We start from the raw sequence: 18,833 nt of genomic DNA on the forward strand, positions 1-18,833 counted from the left end.
CATGACGAACCACGAGACCGGCTTCGCACCCGTCAACGGCACGGAGCTCTACTACGAACGCGCGGGCTCCGGCGACGCCGTGGTCCTGCTGCACACCGGCAACGGCAACACCACCATCTGGGACGGCCAGTTCGAGGAGCTGGCACGGGAGTACACGGTGGTCCGCTACGACTGCCGGGGCTTCGGCCGCTCCGGATACCCGGACCAGCCGTACCAGTCCGCCGACGACCTCGCCGCGCTCCTCGACCACCTCGGCATCGAACGCGCCCATGTGATCGGCCCGTCCTTCGGCGGCCGGATCGCCGTGGAGTTCGCGGTGCTGCACCCCGCCAGGGTCCGCTCCCTGCTGCTGGCCGCGCCGGTCAGCCGGGAGCACGCGTGGACCGACGAGGTGAACACCAACCGGATGGCCGAGGAGGACCTCATCTGGGCCGGCGACGACGACAAGGCCCTCGACATCAGCCTCGGCAGCTGGGTGGCCGGCCCCAAGCGCACGCTCGCGGACATGGACCCGACGCTGATCGCGCGGCTGCGGGTCACCGCCACCGCGGGCTACGACCGCAGGCGCAGGACGGTCGCGGAGACCGGCAACGAGCCCGATGAGCTCGAACTCGTGCCCAACGCGGCCGAACGGCTCGGCTCCATCCGGGTGCCCACGCTCGTCCTGATCGGCGGCATGGACCAGCCGGACGCCATCGAGATCGGCGAGCGCCTCGCGCGTGACATCCCCGGTGCGAGCGCCGAGTACATCGCCGACCTGGGCCACATGATCACCATGGAGCGTCCCGAGGAGTTCCTCCAGAAGGCCCGCACCTTCCTCGCGGGGGCGGCACGGTGACCGGACTGCTCACGCCCCGCACGCTCACCCCGGCACAACTGTCGTCCGTGACCGCCGAGTTGGACGCGGTGCCGGTACCCTTCCGGTTCGCCCTGTCGGCCGCCCGGCTGTCCACGGCGACCTTCGGGCAGATGTCCCGCACCTGGGCGGTCTTCCGGCGCGGCGTCGAGGCGTTCATCGACCGGCACGACGGTGACGCCGGACGGATGGCCAAGGCCCTGGGACTGCCCGAGCAACTCGTCCCGATGTGGGAGTCGTTGCCCGCGCGGGACTGGCACCTCATCGGCCGTCCCGACATGATCCTCGGCACCACCGACGGCACCGGACCCGAGCGCTGCGTCATCGTCGACGTCAACGCGGGCTCCCTGGCCGGCCTGTTCCCGCTCAACGACATGCTGCTGCGCGCCCACCAGGCGGACGTCCTCAGGCCGGAGTTCGGCTCGTGCGGCGAACCCCGCTATCTCATGGGCCGCTTCGCGGACGTCCTGCGCCGGCACATGACGCACGAGGACGGCCTGATCGCCCTCACGTACTTCGCCGACGAGGCGGCCGGCGACGACCACTTCGACAACTGGCACTACCGCTCCCTGGTGCTGGAGCTGGCCCGGCACGGCCTGACCGCGCGCTCCGTGCACATGGAGGACATCGAGATCCGCGAGGGCGCCGCCTGGCACCAGGGCACACGCATCGCACTGGTCCACCGCTACTTCCTGCCGGACGCGGAGAACCCGCACCACATGGCCGAGCTGGGCCGGATCTCCGCCGCCGCCCGCGCCGGCGCGCTGAGGTCCGTCACCGGGCTGTGGGGGGAGATCCTGGCCACCAAGGCGACCCTCGCCATGCTCTCCGACGAGGAGTTCACCGGCGAACTGCCGCCCTCCCTCGCCGCCGGCCTGACCGAGGCGGTGCCCTGGACCCGGCGGCTCACCGAGCGCCACACCCTCTGGCGCGGCGAGCGCGTCGACCTGCTCGACTGGTCCCTGCGCAACCGGCACCGCCTGGTGATCAAGCCCGCGCTGGGGGAGAAGGGCCGGGACGTCCTCATCGGCCGCGAACTCGCCGACGCCGAGTGGTCCGCCCTGATCGAGCAGGCGGCCACCGCCGAGCGCCCCTGGGTCGTCCAGGAGCTGATGACGGCGACCCCGAAGCCGCTGTCCTTCCAGGACGAAGCCGGTGACCTGCATGAACTCACCGTCCCCGTGGTCTACGGCTCCTACGTCCTGGACGGCGAGTTCGTCGGCGCCGTCCGCCGCTACGGCATCAAGGGTGACGGCCACCTGATGATCAACGGTCTCCAGGGAGCCATCCCGGCACCGGTCTACTGGGGCGACGATGAGTGACCTCGTCCTGCTCAACCCCGGCCCCGCGGGCACCTCCCCGGCGGTGCGCGCCGCCATGCTCCGGGGCGATCTGTGCCACCGCGAACCGGAGTTCGCGGATCTCCTCGGCCGACTGCGCGCCTCGGTGGCGCGGTGCCTCGGCGTGGCGGACACCCATGAGACGGTGCTGGTCACCGGGTCCGGCACGGCGGCCATGGAGACGGCCGTGATCGGCTCGGTCCGCGCCGGACGCAAGCTGCTGGTCGTCGACAACGGGGTGTACGGCGCCCGGCTGCTGTCCATGGCCGAGGCGCACGGGATCGAGACGGTCGTGGTGCGGGCGCCATGGACCGCACCGGTCGATCCGGGCGCCATCGCCGAGCGGCTGCGCTCGGACGGGCGCATCGACGCCGTCGCGTGCGTGCACCACGAGACGACCACCGGGATGCTCAACCCGATCGCGGAGATCGGCGCGATCGTCCGTGATCACGAAGCGGTCTTCCTGGTCGACGCGATCAGTTCGACCGCCATCGAGTCACCCGGTCTCGCCGAGGCCGGCGCCGACATCGTCTGCGGGACGGCGAACAAGGGGCTGCACGGCATCCCCGGCGTCTCCTTCCTGCTGCTCTCCACCGCCAAGGGCGCCGACCGGGTAGACGCTGCGCCCCGGCGCAGCGTCTACCTGGACCCCGGGGCCCAACTGGCGGCCCAGCGCGCCGGGGACATCCCGTTCACCCCGGCGGTCCAGACGTGCTACGCGCTGGACGAGGCGATCACCGAGTACGAGACCGCCGGCGGGTACGAGGCACGCGTCGGGCTGTACCGGGAGCGGGCGGCCGTGGTGCGCGCCGGGTTCGCCCGGCTCGGCCTGCCGGTCCTGATCGAAGCGCCGCACCGCGCGAACTCGGTCACGGCGCTGGAGCTGCCCACCGGAGTCACCTATCCCGCGCTGCACGACGAGCTGAAACGGCGTGGCTACGTCATCTACGCCGGTCAGGGCCGGCTGTCGCGGACCCACTTCCGCATCGCCACCATGGGCGAGATCCCGATGCCCCGGCTGGTGGACCTGGAGGGGGCGTTGGAGGAGTCGGTGCGGCACCTGGCGAAGGCGCGCGGCGAGTAGGGGCGACCTACCGGGAGCAGCGGCCCGGAGCGGCGGTCTGGAGAAACGGCCGTGACCGCGAGGGCCCCGCCGGGCGTCGACCGGCGGGGCCCTCTCCTTCGGTCCTATCGCTCCGCGTCGACCACGCGGAAGCGTTCGGCCACGATCAGGGCGTCGTCGTCCACGACGGGTGTGTAGCCGAGCAGTTCGGTCACCTGCTCGCCGCGGAAGAAGTCCCGGTGGGCGGCGGCCCACTCCTCGACGTTCGCGTAGCCGCGGCCCTCGTCCAGCGCGAACCGGTCGTCCACCTCGCCGAACGGGATCACCCGGGCCTCGGTCAGCTCGATCACGACGGCCGTACGGTCGTCCGAGTCGAGCACCGCGTACCGCTGGCCGGCCTTTGGGACGGGCTGCCCTATCTGCTCCAGGATCTCGACCAGCGCCGTCATGGCCGTCTTGCGACCGCTGATGATGGCCTCGACCCCGCGATCGCGCTCCGGACCCGGGAAGGCGAGGGCGAGCTTGGGGAGATCGTCAGCACTCATGTGGCCGAGCGTACCTGACGCACCCTCCGAACTCGTGCGGCTCGCAATGGAGTTGACGCCAAAGACGGAACGCCGGTCCGCCCGGCCCGCGGCGGGGGCAGGGCGGGCCGGCGTGAGCGCTCACGCGGTCCGGATCGGATCCGGACTACTTGGTGAAGGCCCCGGTCCCGTTCGGGGTGCCGAGACCCGTCGGGCCGTCGTAGCCCTTGCCCGCCTGGCACAGGTAGGCGACGTCGCAGGACCCGTTCGAGCCGCTGGTCACGTCGTTCAGCTGGTCCGGGTGGGCGTAGGGGTACGACGCCGGGGTGTCGCCCGAACCCGGGGCGCCGGCGAGGGCGTAGACACCGGCGATGAACGGCGCGGCGGCGCTGGTGCCGCCGTACACGTTCCAGCCGCTGGCCTGGTAGGTGTCGTAGACGGCGAGACCGGTGGCCGGGTCGGCCACGGACGCGACGTCGGCGACCGCGCGCTTCGCGCAGTCGGTGTCCTTCTGCCAGGACGGCTTGGCGTCGTACTGCGAGCAGCCCGAGCCCGCGCCGTTGCCGCCGGCCGAGGTGCCCCAGACGGTCTCGGAGTAGCCGCGGGTGCTGCTGTCCTTCTTCAGCGAGGTCCCGCCGACCGCCGTCACGTACTGCGAGGCCGCCGGGTACTCGACGCCGTAGCCGCTGTCACCGGAGCTGACGGTGATGGCGACGCCGGGGTGCTTGAAGTACTGGTCGTCCGCGGTGGTGTCGTCGGACCCCTCGCTGCCGCCGTAGCTGTTGGACACGAACTTGGCGCCCTGCTTGACGGCCTGGTTCACGGCCGCGCCCAGGTCGTTCATGTTCGCCGACTTGGCCTCGACCAGCAGGATGCTGCACTGCGGGCAGGCCGCGCTGACCATGTCGACGTCCAGGGAGATCTCCCCGGCCCAACCCGCGTCCGGTGCCGGGTAGTCGGTGCCGCCGTCCTGGTCGATCTTCTTGAAGCAGCCGTTGCCCGTGCTGCACTCGGGAAGGTTGTACTGGGAGCGGTAGGCCGCCAGGTCCTTCTCGGCGTTCGGGTCGTCGTTGGCGTCGACGATCGCGACCGTCTGGCCCTTGCCGCCGTCCTTCGGGAGGTTGTAGGCGGCGGCCAGGCCGGACGGCCCAAAACCCTGCGGGGTGTCGTGGGGGCCGAGGGCCTTGTGCTGGACGATGTCGGTGCGCTCGACCGACTGGCAGGCCATGTAGCCGGGCTTGCTCGGCTGCGAGCACAGTCGGTGCGTGTGCGCCGGCGCGGCCGCGGAGGTGGCGGAGGTGGTCGCCGCGTGCGAGGCGGCGGGGGTGGTGGCGAAGGCCGACGTCTGCGTGGCGACGGCCACGCCGCCGGTGATCAGTGCCGCCGCGGACAGCAGCGCGGGAGCGCTGCGGCGTATCCGGTTCCTTCTGCGGTGGGAATGCAAGAAACTGCCCTCCGTGGGGGGATGGTCGACTCCGGAGCAGCGGCCGGTGGGCATGTCAAAGGCATGACAACCCATCGTTGGGGGTGGCCGGCCGGAGTCTGGTTCTGGGCATGTCGATGGATCCGCCACCCCGGTCAGTGGTGGCTGGGGTTGAGGTTATTGACTGTTTGCCGTTGAGAACAAGGGCAGTTGGTAAAACCTTGGCCCGAGCTTCCGGGTCGACCGATACCTCGTACGGCCATGGATCTGGACGACGCCACCGTCGGCCCTCTGATGTCCGTGGGGTTCGCCCGCCACGAGGCGCGGATCCGTCCGTCGCTCATCGAACGCGGCTCCCGCACGGCCGCGGAGGTGGCCCGCGAGGCGGGTGTGCCGCGCGGGCGCGGGTGCGGCGTCCTGGACGCCCCGGTGCGGCGGCAGTTGGCCACCGCACGCCGCGGACGTGTGACGACGTGCTTTGGGGTGCCCCCCGAACTGGCCCTCGCGCGGCTGATGTCCGCCCGGCGCGAGACCGTCGGCCGGCCTGAGGGGGCCTCGCGGGAACCGGCCGGTCCGCGGGGCCCGCTGTGGACCCGGGGCCGGCGGCACCCGGATCCCCCGGGCGGTGTCGAGGTCCTGCGCGACCCCAAGGCCGTCGGTGAACGTTTTGCCGATATTCAGCTCCGGGCCGTCACGAACTCCTCACCTTTTGCAAACCATCCGTCCTGTGCGACATGCCGGACCCGGTGGCGGGGGCGGACACCACGACGACCGTGTTCATCGGACAGCCGGCCCCGGCGGCGTGCCCGCGGCCGGCGTTCCGCACGGCGCGGGAGGCGGCGCGGCCGGCTCCGGAGCCGTGAACCCCCGTGTCGTGGTGAGGGGATGGGCGGCCTGGGGAGCCGCGGAACGTGAAGGAGTGGTGCGGTACGCGAGAGCGGTGGGCGGGATCACCGCGGGTGATCCCGCCCACCGCCGGTCTTTCCGCGAGCGTCCGGGTCAGGGGCGCAGTACCAGCCGGATCGGGTCGCCGGTCTTCTTCTCCAGCCGTTCGACCGCCTCGGCGGCCCGCGCCAGCGGCAGTTCGCCGCTGATCGAGGCGGAGAAGTCCAGCCGGCCGCCCCGCAGCAGGGACAGCAGCTGCGGCAGCGCGACCGGCATGTCCGAGCCGTAGTGGCCGAGGATCTGTTGCTGGAGGTAGCTGAAGCGGGTGCCGTCGGCGACGGTCAGTGGCTTGTCGGTGAGGCCCACGAGGACCAGTCGGCCCTTGGGCGCGAGCACCGACAGTGCCTGCGCGCGGACGTCCGGGACACCGGCGAAGTCGAACGCGGCGGCGAGACCGGCCCCACCGGTCGCCTCGCGGATCCGCTCGCGCAGCGCCGGGTCGGCCGGGTCGAGCGCCAGGTCCGCGCCCCGGGCGAGGGCGCGCTCGCGGGCGGTGGGGTTGGGGTCGATCGCGACGACCGGACACGCGCCGACGGCCCGCAGCAACTGCACGGCGTGCACGCCGAGCCCGCCGACGCCCCAGACGCCGACCGCCTCGGCGGGCTTCACGGCACCCGTGACGGTGATCGCGCCCCAGGGGGTGGAGACCGCGTCCGGGATGATCGCGCCCTGGTCGAAGGGGATGGCCGCCGGCAGCTCGGTGAGGGCGTGCTCGGAGGAGAGCGCGTACTCGGCCCAGCCGCCGTCGTAGTCCACGCCCCGGGTGTAGGTGACGCCTTCGCGGATCTCGCCGGCGTACAGCACGACCCGCTGCCCCGGTGTCCAGCGGGTCACGCCGGGACCGGTCCCCGCGATGGTGCCGGACACCTCGTGCCCCAGGGTGACCGTGTCGCCGCGCAGCAGCAGCGGGGTGAGGGTGCCGTCGATCAGGTGGACGTCCGACAGGCAGACGCCCGCGGCCTCCACCTTCACCAGGACCTGGCCGGGGCCGGGTTCGGGCTTCGCCACTTCCTCGATCCGCAGGGTGCGGCTGGGGATGTGCAGCCGGGCGGCGAGCATCTGCTCCATGACATGGCCTCCTTGGCGCGGCGGCGACCCCGGGGGCCGCGAGCCCCTTAACGCAAGTCGTCTTGCGATGAAACCTACGCCCGCCCGCGAGGTAAAGCAAGTAACCCTGCGTTATGGTGGATCATGCCCTCGCCCGACCGGAACGCACCGCCCCTGCGCCGCCGAGGGGCCCGTATGCGCTCCGCCGTGCTCGCCGCCACCGTGGACGTCCTGACCGAACACGGGCTCGCCGGTACGACCGTCGGTGCCGTCGCCCGCGCCGCCGGCGTCCATGAGACCTCCGTCTACCGGCGCTGGGGGACCCGCGAGAAGCTGATCCTGGAGGCTCTCGCCGAACAGCTCGACGCGGCGCTGCCCGTGCCGGACACCGGACACGTCCGCGACGACCTCACCGCCTACTTCGGCACGCTGGCCCGGCTGCTCGCGACGGCGCAGGGCGAGGCGCTGCTGCGGCTGAGCGTCGAACGCGACGACACCCTCCCCGACCGCCGCCTCCCCTACTGGACCGAGCGGCTCGAACGCGGCGCCGTCATGGTCCGCCGGGGCGTCGAGCGCGGTGAACTCGCCCCGGACACGGACCCGGGTCTCGTCATCGAGGCCGTCAGCGGCGCCCTCTTCACCCGAGCCCTGATCAGCGGTGCCCCCCTCGACGAGGACCTCGCCTGCCGCCTCGTCGCCCTGACCCTCGCCGGCGTGCTCCCGCGGAACCGGGCCTACCGGCCGGACTGACGGCCGGGACGGTCCGCTCGCCTTCGGCCCGCGGCGCCCTGACGCCGGCCGGGCCGGGCCCTTCGAGCCGCGACGCCGCCGAGCGAAGGCGCGGGGGCGGTGGGGAACCTCTGTCGGATCCCTTGACGGCGCGTCGCCGCGCCGATTAACTCACGTCCTAAATTAAGACGTGAGGGTCTTCGGGCGGAACCGGTCGAACAGTCCGGTCCCCGGTGCGCGATCCCGAAGGTTCTCGACGCCCGGAAGGGACACCAGGAGACATGCGCAGCATCCGAGCCGCGGCCGTCGGCGCCGTCACCCTCTCTCTCGCCCTCACGGCGACGTCCTGTGGAGGCGGTTCGTCCGCGGGGGGCGGTTCCAACGACGCGCCGAAGACGCTGACCTACTGGGCCTCCAACCAGGGCGCCGACGTCGCCGTGGACAAGCAGGTCCTCCAGCCCGAACTCGACAAGTTCGAGAGGCGGACGCACATCAAGGTGAAGCTGGAGGTCGTGCCCTGGCCCGACCTGCTCAACCGGATCCTGACCGCGACCACCTCCGGCCAGGGCCCCGACGTGCTGAACATCGGCAACTCCTGGAGCGCCTCCCTCCAGGCGAGCGGCGCGCTGCTGCCCTGGGACGCCGGGAACTTCGACAAGATCGGCGGCAGGAGCCGGTTCGTGCCGTCCGCGCTCGCCTCGACCGGAGTCCAGGGCAAGGACCCGGCCGCCGTACCCCTGTACGCGCTGGCGTACGCGCTCTACTACAACAAGAAGGTCTTCGCGGACGCCGGGATCGCCCGACCACCGGCCACCTGGGACGAGTTGGTCGCCGACGGCAAGAAGATCAGGGCCAGGGGCATCTCCCCGCTCGGCGCCGAGGGCTCCAACGTCTCGGAGAACGTCCACCACGTCTTCGTCTTCGCCAAGCAGCGCGGCGCCGACTTCTTCACCGCCGACGGCAAGCCGGACTTCACCGGCCCCGAGGTGGTCGACGCGGTCCGGAGCTACGTCGATCTGATGGCCGAGGACCACGTCATCCCGACCGGGGACGCCGAGTACGCGCAGAACCAGTCCGTCAGCGACTTCGCCAAGGGCCACCAGGCCATGCTGCTGTGGCAGTCGGCCTCCGCCAACCTCGCCTCGCAGGGCATGAAGGACAGCCAGTACGGTGTCGCACCCGTGCCGGTGCGCTCCGGCACCCCCGGCCCCGGTACCCAGGTCGACTCGATGGCCGCCGGCATCAACATCGCGGTCTTCCGCAACACCCACAACCTCGACGGGGCGACCCGGTTCGTGAAGTTCATGACCTCCGACGAGGAACAGAAGATCCTCAACAAGGCGTACAGCTCCATCCCGGCGGTCACCTCGGCGCAGAACGACCCCGCCTTCGGCGGCCCCGCCGACACGGTCCTGAAGAACACCCTCGCCACCAGTGCCGCCGCCCTGCCGCAGGTGCCCGCCGAATCGCAGTTCGAGACGACGGTCGGCACGGCCGTCAAGGACCTGTTCGCCGACGCCGCCGCCGGACGCGCGGTTACCACCGATTCGGTCCGGGCCGCGCTCCACAAGGCCCAGCAGCAGATGCCGGCGGCGTGACCGCCGTGACCACCCACACCCTTGAGGAGCCGGTGGCGAAGTCCCCTCCCGGACCGGCGGCTTCCACGGCCCGCCGCCGGCCCGGGAGGATCCGTCGCGCCGGGCTGCCGTACCTGCTGCTCCTGCCCGCCCTCGTCCTCGAACTCCTCGTCCATCTGGTGCCGATGGTCATCGGCATCGCGATGAGCTTCAAGGAACTCACCCAGTTCTACATCCGCGACTGGGGCACCGCGCCCTGGACCGGACTCGGCAACTACCGGCTGTCGGTGGACTTCCACGCCCCCGTCGGCGAGGCCCTGCTGCACTCGTTCCTCGTCACCGTCGGCTTCACCCTGCTGTCCGTCGCCCTGTGCTGGCTGATCGGCACCGCCGCCGCCCTCTTCCTCCAGGACGCCTTCCGCGGCCGGGGCCTGCTGCGCGCCCTGTTCCTGGTGCCGTACGCGCTGCCCGTCTACGCGGCCGTCATCACCTGGGTGTTCATGTTCCAGCACGACAACGGCCTGGTGAACCACGTCCTGCACGACCAGCTGCACATCGGTGCCGAGCCGGCCTTCTGGCTCATCGGCGGCAACAGCTTCTACGCCCTGCTGACCGTGTCGGTCTGGAAGGGCTGGCCGTTCGCCTTCCTCATGGTGACGGCCGGACTCCAGAACATCCCGGGGGAGCTGTACGAGGCGGCCGCGCTGGACGGCGCCGGGATGTGGCAGCGGATCCGGCGCATCACGCTGCCGTCCCTGCGCCCGGTCAACCAGGTGCTGGTACTGGTGCTGTTCCTGTGGACGTTCAACGACTTCAACACGCCCTACGTGCTGTTCGGCAGGTCCGCGCCCGACGCCGCCGACCTCGTCTCCGTGCACATCTACCAAGCCTCCTTCGTCGCCTGGAACTTCGGCACCGGCTCCGCCATGTCCGTCCTGCTGCTGCTCTTCCTGCTCGTGGTGACGGGTGGCTACCTGCTGGTGACCTCGCGGGAGCGGAGGACCTCCGATGGCTGACTCGCCGCTGGCGCCGCCGCGTTCGTTCCGCTGGGCCCGGCGCGTCTTCCTCACCCTGCTCACCGGCTTCGTGCTGCTCCCGGTGTACGTGATGCTCTCCGGCTCGCTGAAGCCGCTCGCGGACGTCTCCGGGAAGTTCCGCTGGCTGCCGAGCGGGCTGACGATCCGCCCGTACATCGACATGTGGTCCACGGTGCCGCTCGCCCGCTACTTCGTGAACTCGCTGATCGTGGCGGGCTCGGCGACCGTACTGTCCGTCGCCGTCGCGGTGTTCGCCGCCTACGCGGTCAGCCGCTACGACTTCCGGGGCAAGCGCGTCTTCACCGTCACCGTGCTGTCCACCCAGATGTTCCCCGGCATCCTCTTCCTGCTCCCGCTCTTCCTCCTCTACGCCGACATCGGCAACGCCACCGGCATCGCCCTGTTCGGCTCCCGCGGCGGCCTGATCCTCACCTATCTCACCTTCTCCCTGCCCTTCTCCGTCTGGATGCTGACCGGGTACCTCGACTCGGTGCCGCGCGACCTCGACGAGGCGGCGCTGGTCGACGGCTGCGGACCGCTCGGCGCGCTGTTCAGGATCGTCGTACCGGCCGCGCTCCCCGGCATCGTCGCGGTCGCCGTCTACGCGTTCATGACCGCCTGGGGCGAGGTGCTGTTCGCGTCGGTGATGACGAACGACACCACCCGCACCCTCGCCGTCGGCCTCCAGGGCTTCGCCACCCTCAACGACGTCTACTGGAACCAGGTCATGGCCGCCTCCCTGGTCGTCAGCGTGCCCGTGGTGGCCGGTTTCCTGCTGCTCCAGCGCTATCTCGTGGCCGGACTGACGGCGGGCGCCGTCAAATGACCGGCGACACCCCGTAACCCGAGAGGACTTCCGTGTCCGAACGCATCGACCTCGCCGCATTCCCGGACGGCTTCCTGTGGGGCACGGCCACCTCGGCCTACCAGATCGAGGGAGCCGTCGCCGAGGACGGCCGGACACCTTCCATCTGGGACACCTTCTCGCACACCCCGGGGAAGACCGCGGGCGCCGACGACGGCGACACCGCCTGCGACCACTACCACCGCACGGGCGAGGACATCGCCCTGATGCGCCGCCTCGGGCTCAACGCCTACCGGCTCTCCGTCGCCTGGCCGCGTGTCGTCCCCGGCGGCACCGGACCCGTGAACGCCGAGGGCCTCGCCTTCTACGACGCGCTGGTGGACGACCTGCTCGAAGCGGGCATCACCCCGTCCGTCACCCTCTACCACTGGGACCTGCCGCAGTCGCTCCAGGACCGCGGCGGCTGGCCGGAGCGGGACACCGCGCACGCCTTCGCCGCGTACGCCGACGCCGTGGCCCGGCGCCTCGGCGACCGCGTCAAGCTCTGGGCTACGCTCAACGAGCCGTCCTGCTCGGCCTGGATCGGCCACTACGAGGGCACGATGGCCCCCGGCTGGACCGATCTGACCGCCGCGGTCCGGGCCTCCTGCCATCTGCTCCTCGGCCACGGCCTCGCCACCGAGGCCGTCCGCGCGGCCGTCCCGGACGCCCGGATCGGCATCGTCAACAACCTCTCCACCGTGCGCCCGGCCACCGACCGCCCCGAGGACGCCGCGGCCGCCCGCCGGCACGACGGCCATGTCAACCGCTGGTGGCTCGACCCCGTGCACGGCCGCGGCTTCCCGGCCGACATGACCGAGACGTACGGCGTCGGGCTCCCGCTGCGGGAGGGGGACGTGAAGACGATCGCGGCGCCCCTGGACTGGCTGGGCCTGAACTACTACTTCCCCGCCCATGTCGTCGACGACCCCCGGGGCCCCGCGCCGTACGCCCGTACCGTCCGCCGCGAGGGCGTCCCCCGCACCGGCATGGACTGGGAGATCGACGCCGGCGGCATCGAGACCCTGCTGCTCCGGCTCACCGAGGAGTACGGCGCCCGCACCCTGTACGTCACCGAGAACGGCTCGGCCTTCCCCGACACGGTCCGCCCCGACGGCACGGTGCACGACCCCGAACGCCAGGAGTACCTGGAGGCCCACCTCGCCGCCTGCGCGTCCGCCGCCCGCCGGGGCGCCCCGCTGGCCGGCTACTTCGCATGGTCCCTGCTGGACAATTTCGAATGGGCGTACGGATACGGCAAACGCTTCGGACTGGTCCGCGTCGACCACCGGACCCAGGCCCGGACCGTCAAGGGCAGTGGACACCGCTACGCGGAGATCGTGCGCGCGCACCGGGAGCGGGGCCGCGGCGCCGCCTGATCCGGGTCGCCGGGCGCCGGTCCGCCGTCGGCGCCCGGCGCCGGGACGGCCGGCGCGTCCCGCGTGTCCCGCCGTACCCGCCGCCCCGCCGCCCCGCCCGTGTCGGCCGAACGCCACGGGCACGGCGCGGGTGCCTCCCCGCCGTGGGAGGATCGCCTACTGTGAGCGCATCCCCGACGGTGAGAGGTCTGCGGGCCGCGGTGTTCGCCGCGGTGTGCGTGCTGCTCGCCGCGGTGGGCCACGGGCTCGCCATGGGCCGGATGCCCTCGCTGGGCTGCGACGGCGCCGGTTTCCTCGCGGTCTTCGCGCTCGGCTGGGCGCTGGGCGCGCGGGAGCGGTCGGGGGCGGGCATCGGCGCGGTGATGCTGCTCACCCAGGCGGGGCTGCACCTGGGATTCGCCGCCGCCCAGGGCGGCTTCCGTACCGCCTGCACCGGCTCGTGCATGCCGGGCATGCCCGGCATGGCCGGTCCGACCGCCCACGCCGCGGCCGCGCACAACACGGCCCACGCCACCGCCGCCCACCTCCTCGCCGCCCTCGCCGCCTCCTGGTGGCTGCGGCGCGGCGAGGCCGCGCTGTGGTCGCTGCTGCGGCGCACCGCCGCGCTGGTCCCCGCCCTCCTCACCTGGTGGCGGCCCGCCCCGCTGCCCGCCACCACCGGCCTGGTCCCGCGCGACCGGTCCGCCCACGCGCCGCCCCGCCGGGCCCCGCTGCGGCACCCGGTCACCCGGCGCGGACCGCCCGTCCCGATCCCGTACCCGCTCTGACCCCCGACCCTGTCACTCGTCACCGTACGGAGATCGACTCACCATGTCCGCACCACGCATCGCCCTGCGCCGCGCCGGCGCCCTCGCCGCCCTCACGACCGCCTCGGTCCTGCTGGCCGCCGGTGCCGCGTCCGCGCACGTCACCGTCCACCCGGAGAGCTACGCCAAGGGCGCCACCGACGGCGTGCTGACCTTCCGCGTGCCCAACGAGGAGGACCACGCCTACACCAGCAAGGTCCAGGTCTTCCTGCCCACCGACCACCCCGTCCTCGGCGTCCTGGTCCACCCGGAGGACGGCTGGACCGCCAAGGTGACCACCACGAAGCTGAAGACCCCGGTCAAGACCGACGACGGCACCATCACCGAGGCCGCCTCCGAGATCACCTTCACCGGGGGCCGGATCACCCCCGGCCAGTACGAGGACTTCGACGTCGCCTTCGGTCAGCTGCCCGAGGACACCGGCCGGCTGGTCTTCAAGACGCTCCAGACCTATTCGGACGGCAAGGTCGTCCGCTGGATCGAGCAGCCCGCCTCGGGCGACGACGAGCCGGAGAACCCGGCCCCGGCACTGAAGCTCACCGCGGACGACGCCTCGCCCGCCGCGGCCACCGCCGAGGCGGCGAGTACGACCACCACCAAGGCGAGCGACTCCACCGCCCGCGGACTCGGCGTCGCCGGCCTCGTGGTCGGCGTCCTGGGCCTCGCCGCCGCCGTGTTCGCGCTGCTGCGCAACCGGTCCTCGGCGCGGTCGTAGCGGCGGACGCCGGCGGGCCGCGCGGGACCGCGCGGCCCACCGGCGTGCGGGAGTGCCGTCAGGGGTGGCGTTCGCCGGTCACGTGGTGGCGACCGGTGCGCACCGCCGGGAATGCGGCTCCTCCCGCGCGCGGTTGATCTCTTCATGACTCAGGACTCCACGCAGGACGCGCTCCTCCCGCTGCTCTCCGAAGGAAACGGCGGCGTGCTGGTCACCCTCCGCCGCGACGGCCGGCCCCAGCTGTCCAACGTCAGCCACGCCTACGATCCCGACGAGCGGATCATCCGGATCTCCGTCACCGACGACCGCGCCAAGACCCGCAACCTGCGCCGCGACCCCCGCGCCTCCTACCACGTCACCAGCGACGACCGCTGGGCGTACGCCGTCGCCGAGGGCACGGCCGAACTGTCCCCGGTCGCCGGGGACCCCTACGACGAGACCGTGGAGGAGCTGATCCGGCTCTACCGCGCGGTGCACGGCGAGCATCCCGACTGGGACGACTACCGCGCCGCGATGGTCCGCGACCGCCGGCTGGTCGTCCGGCTGCACGTCGCGCGGGTCTACGGCATCCCCAGGCGCTGACCCGGTCGTCGGCCCCGGGCGGAAGACCCTAGGCCGCGCTTCGCGTCCGCGCCTCGATCGCCCGCAGTACGGCGACCATGTCCTCGGCGCCGTGCCCGAGGCCCACCGCCTCCTCGAAGAGGGCGTGGCAGACGTCGAGCAGCGGGGACGCCAGGCCGGCCCCGCGGGCGGCCCCGGCGACGAGGCGGCTGTTCTTCAGGACGTCGAGCGCGGCCGCCTGCACCGCGAAGTCACGCTCGCGCAGCTTGGGCGCCTTCATCCGGGAGACCGGGCTGGCCATCGGGCCCGCGTCGAGGACGTCCAGGAACAGGCGCGGGTCCAGGCCCTGCCGTTCGGCGAAGTGGAAGGCCTCGGTCAGCCCGGTCACCAGGGTGATCAGGAACAGGTTGACCGAGAGCTTCATCAGCAGCGCGCCGGGCGCCGCCCCGCACCGGAACGTCTCGCGGCACATCGGCGCGAGCAGCGGCCGTACCGTCTCCACGGCGGCACCCTCGCCCGCGAGCATGGCCACCAGCTGCCCCTGTTCCGCCGGAACCCGGGACCCGGAGACCGGCGCCTCGACATAGCGGCCGCCGGCGGCGCGGATGCCGGCCTCCAGGGCCAGCGAGTACTCGGGCGAGGTCGTGCCCATGTGGACGACGGTCCGCCCCGCGAACCGCGCGGCCGGCGCCGGGCCGCCGCGGCCGAGGACCGCGTCGAGGGCCGCCTCGTCGGCGAGCATCAGCAGCACCACCTCGGCCCGCGCGAACACCTCGGCCGCGTCCCCGGCGACCTCGGCGCCGGCCGCGCGCAGCGGCTCGGCGCGGTGCGGGGTGCGGTTCCACACCACCAGAGGGGTACCGGCTCCGGCCAGCCGCAGGGCCATGGGCCCGCCCATCACTCCGAGACCGATGAATCCGACGCGCACGGGGGCCGCCCTTCGTTCCACGGGCCGACTATGACAGTGGTCATAGTAGCGAACGTTATGACGGCGGTCATAGAATTGACCCCGGGGTGAGACACGGAGGCGGGACATGAGTGAGCGGCAGCGCGGCCCGCGCGAACGGATGGTGTTCAGCGCGGCCCAGCTCATCCGGCGCGACGGGGTGAACGCGACCGGCATGCGCGAGGTCGCCGCGCACGCCGGGGCCCCGCGCGGCTCCCTCCAGCACTACTTCCCGGGCGGCAAGGAACAGCTGGTCGGCGAGGCCGTCGCCTGGGCCGGACGGTACGCGGGGGCGCGGATCGGACGCTTCGTCGAGGGGCTGTCCGGGCCGACGCCGGGCGCGCTGTTCGCCGCGATGGCCGCGCAGTGGACCGAGGAGTACGAGCGGGACGGCTTCGTCACGGGCTGCCCGGTGGCCGCCGCCACCGTCGACCGCGCCGCCTCCGACGAGGTGACCCGCGCCGCCGTCGCCGCCGCGTTCACCGCCTGGCGGACCCCGCTCGCCGAGGCACTCACCGCCATGGGCGTACCCGCCGACCGGTCCGCGGACCTGGCCACGCTGATGATCAGCACCCTGGAGGGGGCGATCCTGATGGCACGGGCCGAACAGAACGTGCGGCCCCTGACGGCGGTGGTGCGCGAACTGGGCCCGCTGCTCGACGCGGCGGTGACCCGGCCCGCGTAGCCCCGGCCTGGCGTCAGTGTCCGGCCCCGCCCGCCTCCTCCGTCGTGAGGTACCCGATCACCATGTCGCCGAGCATCGCCCGGTAGTGGTCCCGCCGGTCCGGGTCCACCAGGTCCCGGCCGAACAGGGCACCGAACGCACGCCGGTTGACGGCCCGGAAGAAGCAGAACGAGCTGATCACCGCGTGCAGGTCGACCGCGTCCACGTCCGCCCGGAACACCCCGGACTCCCGCCCCGCGGCGAGGATCTCGCGCAGCGCGTCCAGCGCCGGGGAACCGATCGCGTCGAGCCGCCCCGAGGGCGCGGAGTCCTCGGCGCACTGGAGGTTCTCGATGCTCAGCAGGCGGATGTACTCGGGGTGCCGCTCATGGTGGTCGAAGATCAGCCCGGCCAGTCGCCGGACCGCCGTGACCGGGTCCAGGTGGGCCACGTCGAGCCGCCGCTCGGCCTCGCGCAGCGCGCCGTAGGCCCGTTCGAGGACGGCCGTGAACAACTGCTCCTTGCCGCCGAAGTAGTAGTAGATCATCCGCTTGGTGGTGCGGGTGCGGGCGGCTATCTCCTCCACTCGGGCGCCCTCGTAGCCGGCCCGCGCGAACTCCCGGGTGGCCATGTCGAGGATCTCGGCCTTGGTGCGGGCGGCGTCACGCGCCCGCCCGTCGGGGCGTACCGGTTCGTCGACGCTGGTCATCGGGTGGTTCCTTCGGGCCTCGGGCCGCCGCGGTGGCGTGCTCGGTGCCGTCGATTCTAGGACGCGAGCATGACAGTGCATACGCCGTGGCCCGGAGCACACGAGGTGCCCCGGGCCACGGCGGGAGGGTGCTACGACCGCCCGTTCCACTCGGCGATCACCGGGTGCCCGTGCTCGGTGGACAACCGGCTGACGGTGCCGGTGGCCAGCTGGAACAGCCGGCCCTGAGCGGGCGCCAGGCCCAGCCGGCGAGCCGTGAGGACCCGCAGGAAGTGGCCGTGGGCGACGAGGACCACATCGGGCCCGTCCGCGGCGAGCGCGGCGTCCACCCGGGCCAGCACCCGGTCGGCGCGGGCGCCGACCTCGTCCGGTGACTCGCCCGGATGCGCCTCGGGCCCCGGCGCCACCCCGTCGGTCCACAGGTCCCAGTCGGGGCGGGTGCGGTGGATCTCGGCGGTGGTGATGCCCTCGTAGCCGCCGTAGTCCCACTCGTGCATCGCGGGTTCCGGCTCGATCCCGGTCAGGCCCGCGAGTTCGGCGGTGCGCAGGGCGCGGCCGAGCGGGCTGCTGAGCACGAGGGCGTAGGTCCGGCCGGACAGGAGCGGGGCGAGTGACTTGGCCTGTTCCTCGCCGTGGTCCGTCAGGGGCAGGTCGGTGAAGCTGGTGTGCTGCCCCGACCTGCTCCACTCCGTCTCCCCGTGACGGACCAGCAGAAGATCAGCCACGATCAGCCCTTCTTCTCGACCGCGTGGCCGCCGAACTGGTTGCGCAGCGCGGCGACCATCTTCATCTGCGGCGAGTCGTCCTGCCGGGAGGCGAACCGGGCGAACAGTGAGGCGGTGATCGCCGGGAGCGGCACCGCGTTGTCGATGGCCGCCTCGACGGTCCAGCGGCCCTCGCCGGAGTCCTCCGCGAAACCGCGCAGCTTCTCCAGGTGCTCGTCGTCGTCCAGGGCGTTGACCGCGAGGTCGAGCAGCCAGGAGCGGATGACCGTGCCCTCCTGCCAGGAGCGGAACACCTCGCGGACGTTCTCCACGGAGTTCACCTTCTCCAGCAGCTCCCAGCCCTCGGCGTACGCCTGCATCATGGCGTACTCGATGCCGTTGTGGACCATCTTGGAGAAGTGCCCGGCGCCGACCCGGCCCGCGTGCACATAGCCGTAGGGGCCCTCCGGCTTGAGCGCGTCGAAGACCGGCTGGAGCCGGTCCACGTTCTCCTTCTCGCCGCCGACCATGAGCGCGTAGCCGTTCTCCAGGCCCCACACACCGCCGGAGACACCCGCGTCCACGAAGCCGATGCCCTTGATGGCGAGCGCCGCGGCGTGCTTCTCGTCGTCCGTCCAGCGGGAGTTGCCGCCGTCGATCACCGTGTCGCCGGGCTCCAGCAGGTCGCCCAGCTCGTCCACGACGGTCTGGGTGGCCGTGCCGGCCGGGACCATCACCCACACATTGCGGGGCGCGTCCAGCTTCTCGACCAGTTCGGCGAGGCTCTTGACGTCCGAGACCTCGGGGTTGCGGTCGTAGCCGATGACGGTGTGGCCGGCGCGGCGGATCCGCTCGCGCATGTTGCCGCCCATCTTGCCGAGACCGATGAGACCGAGCTGCATGATCAGTTCTCCGATGCGTTCTTGAGAGTGCGGTAGGCGGCGACGAGGGCCTTGGTGGAGGG

Annotated in this window: 19 protein-coding genes; 12 read left to right on the top strand and 7 right to left on the bottom strand. The window is 72.4% G+C overall.

Features of this window, described 5'->3' with window-relative positions; translation table 11 throughout:
- Position 1: 1 nt before the first annotated feature.
- The 3 genes from VT52_RS14460 to VT52_RS14470 are packed head-to-tail and all read left to right on the top strand — an operon-like array spanning position 2 to position 3,280.
- A complete protein-coding gene (locus VT52_RS14460) occupies positions 2–838 on the top strand; it encodes an alpha/beta fold hydrolase (protein ID WP_046426939.1) in 837 nt (278 codons plus the stop codon).
- Complete coding sequence (locus VT52_RS14465) at positions 835–2,178, top strand: ATP-grasp domain-containing protein (protein ID WP_046426941.1); 1,344 nt, start codon at positions 835–837, stop codon at positions 2,176–2,178. Before VT52_RS14460 ends, VT52_RS14465 begins: the two co-directional genes overlap by 4 nt.
- Positions 2,171–3,280, top strand: coding sequence for a pyridoxal-phosphate-dependent aminotransferase family protein (locus VT52_RS14470; RefSeq protein WP_046426943.1), 1,110 nt, complete (start codon positions 2,171–2,173; stop codon positions 3,278–3,280). The genes VT52_RS14465 and VT52_RS14470 overlap by 8 nt, the downstream gene beginning before the upstream one ends.
- 104 nt (positions 3,281–3,384) lie before the next feature.
- Here the strand turns inward: VT52_RS14470 and VT52_RS14475 are convergent, their stop codons facing one another.
- The 3 genes from VT52_RS14475 to VT52_RS14485 form a co-directional block, all read right to left on the bottom strand.
- Entirely contained in the window at positions 3,385–3,804 is a 420-nt protein-coding gene (locus tag VT52_RS14475) for an ASCH domain-containing protein (protein ID WP_046426945.1), read from the bottom strand.
- Positions 3,805–3,949: 145 nt separating this feature from the next.
- A complete protein-coding gene (locus VT52_RS14480; RefSeq protein WP_053055695.1) occupies positions 3,950–5,227 on the bottom strand; it encodes a S53 family peptidase in 1,278 nt (425 codons plus the stop codon).
- A gap of 978 nt (positions 5,228–6,205) precedes the next feature.
- The gene (locus tag VT52_RS14485) at positions 6,206–7,219 is read right to left on the bottom strand and encodes a zinc-binding dehydrogenase (protein ID WP_046426946.1); all 1,014 of its coding nucleotides are present in this window, start codon (positions 7,217–7,219) and stop codon (positions 6,206–6,208) included.
- A 174-nt stretch (positions 7,220–7,393) separates the two neighbouring features.
- Between VT52_RS14485 and VT52_RS14490 the strand changes: the two genes are divergently transcribed.
- From VT52_RS14490 to VT52_RS14525, 8 genes are all read left to right on the top strand, one after another.
- Positions 7,394–7,948 carry a TetR/AcrR family transcriptional regulator gene (locus tag VT52_RS14490; RefSeq protein WP_046426947.1) on the top strand — a complete coding sequence of 185 codons (555 nt, stop codon included), beginning with the start codon at positions 7,394–7,396 and terminating at the stop codon, positions 7,946–7,948.
- 260 nt (positions 7,949–8,208) lie between these two features.
- Positions 8,209–9,525 (top strand): ABC transporter substrate-binding protein, encoded by a 1,317-nt coding sequence (locus VT52_RS14495; protein ID WP_046426948.1) that lies wholly within the window; start codon positions 8,209–8,211, stop codon positions 9,523–9,525.
- Between the two features lie 5 nt (positions 9,526–9,530).
- Entirely contained in the window at positions 9,531–10,520 is a 990-nt protein-coding gene (locus VT52_RS14500) for a carbohydrate ABC transporter permease (RefSeq protein WP_046426984.1), read from the top strand.
- 7 nt (positions 10,521–10,527) lie between these two features.
- Positions 10,528–11,367 carry a carbohydrate ABC transporter permease gene (locus tag VT52_RS14505; protein WP_046426985.1) on the top strand — a complete coding sequence of 280 codons (840 nt, stop codon included), beginning with the start codon at positions 10,528–10,530 and terminating at the stop codon, positions 11,365–11,367.
- A gap of 32 nt (positions 11,368–11,399) precedes the next feature.
- Positions 11,400–12,764, top strand: a complete 1,365-nt coding sequence (locus VT52_RS14510) for a GH1 family beta-glucosidase (protein WP_046426949.1) — start codon at positions 11,400–11,402, stop codon at positions 12,762–12,764.
- Between the two features lie 161 nt (positions 12,765–12,925).
- Positions 12,926–13,531, top strand: coding sequence for a hypothetical protein (locus VT52_RS14515; RefSeq protein ID WP_046426951.1), 606 nt, complete (start codon positions 12,926–12,928; stop codon positions 13,529–13,531).
- Positions 13,532–13,574: 43 nt separating this feature from the next.
- Positions 13,575–14,285 carry a YcnI family copper-binding membrane protein gene (locus tag VT52_RS14520; RefSeq protein ID WP_046426952.1) on the top strand — a complete coding sequence of 237 codons (711 nt, stop codon included), beginning with the start codon at positions 13,575–13,577 and terminating at the stop codon, positions 14,283–14,285.
- Positions 14,286–14,429: 144 nt separating this feature from the next.
- Positions 14,430–14,867, top strand: coding sequence for a PPOX class F420-dependent oxidoreductase (locus VT52_RS14525; protein WP_046426953.1), 438 nt, complete (start codon positions 14,430–14,432; stop codon positions 14,865–14,867).
- A 28-nt stretch (positions 14,868–14,895) separates the two neighbouring features.
- Here the strand turns inward: VT52_RS14525 and VT52_RS14530 are convergent, their stop codons facing one another.
- Positions 14,896–15,795 (bottom strand): NAD(P)-dependent oxidoreductase, encoded by a 900-nt coding sequence (locus VT52_RS14530; protein WP_276207945.1) that lies wholly within the window; start codon positions 15,793–15,795, stop codon positions 14,896–14,898.
- Between the two features lie 85 nt (positions 15,796–15,880).
- On the opposite strand from VT52_RS14530, the gene VT52_RS14535 reads away from it, so the two are divergent.
- Positions 15,881–16,477: a TetR/AcrR family transcriptional regulator gene (locus tag VT52_RS14535; protein WP_046426957.1), complete on the top strand. Its 597-nt coding sequence runs from the start codon at positions 15,881–15,883 to the stop codon at positions 16,475–16,477.
- Between the two features lie 13 nt (positions 16,478–16,490).
- Here VT52_RS14535 and VT52_RS14540 read toward each other — a convergent pair whose 3' ends face one another.
- The 3 genes from VT52_RS14540 to gnd all read right to left on the bottom strand — a co-directional run bounded on the left by VT52_RS14540 (position 16,491) and on the right by gnd (position 18,771).
- Positions 16,491–17,165 carry a TetR/AcrR family transcriptional regulator gene (locus VT52_RS14540; protein ID WP_046426959.1) on the bottom strand — a complete coding sequence of 225 codons (675 nt, stop codon included), beginning with the start codon at positions 17,163–17,165 and terminating at the stop codon, positions 16,491–16,493.
- Positions 17,166–17,296: 131 nt separating this feature from the next.
- Positions 17,297–17,890 carry a histidine phosphatase family protein gene (locus tag VT52_RS14545; protein WP_046426961.1) on the bottom strand — a complete coding sequence of 198 codons (594 nt, stop codon included), beginning with the start codon at positions 17,888–17,890 and terminating at the stop codon, positions 17,297–17,299.
- Between the two features lie 2 nt (positions 17,891–17,892).
- Positions 17,893–18,771 carry a phosphogluconate dehydrogenase (NAD(+)-dependent, decarboxylating) gene (gnd, locus tag VT52_RS14550; RefSeq protein WP_046426963.1) on the bottom strand — a complete coding sequence of 293 codons (879 nt, stop codon included), beginning with the start codon at positions 18,769–18,771 and terminating at the stop codon, positions 17,893–17,895.
- Positions 18,772–18,833: the final 62 nt, after the last annotated feature.

The sequence above is a fragment of the Streptomyces malaysiense genome, assembly GCF_000980885.2.
GTDB lineage: Bacteria > Actinomycetota > Actinomycetes > Streptomycetales > Streptomycetaceae > Streptomyces > Streptomyces malaysiense.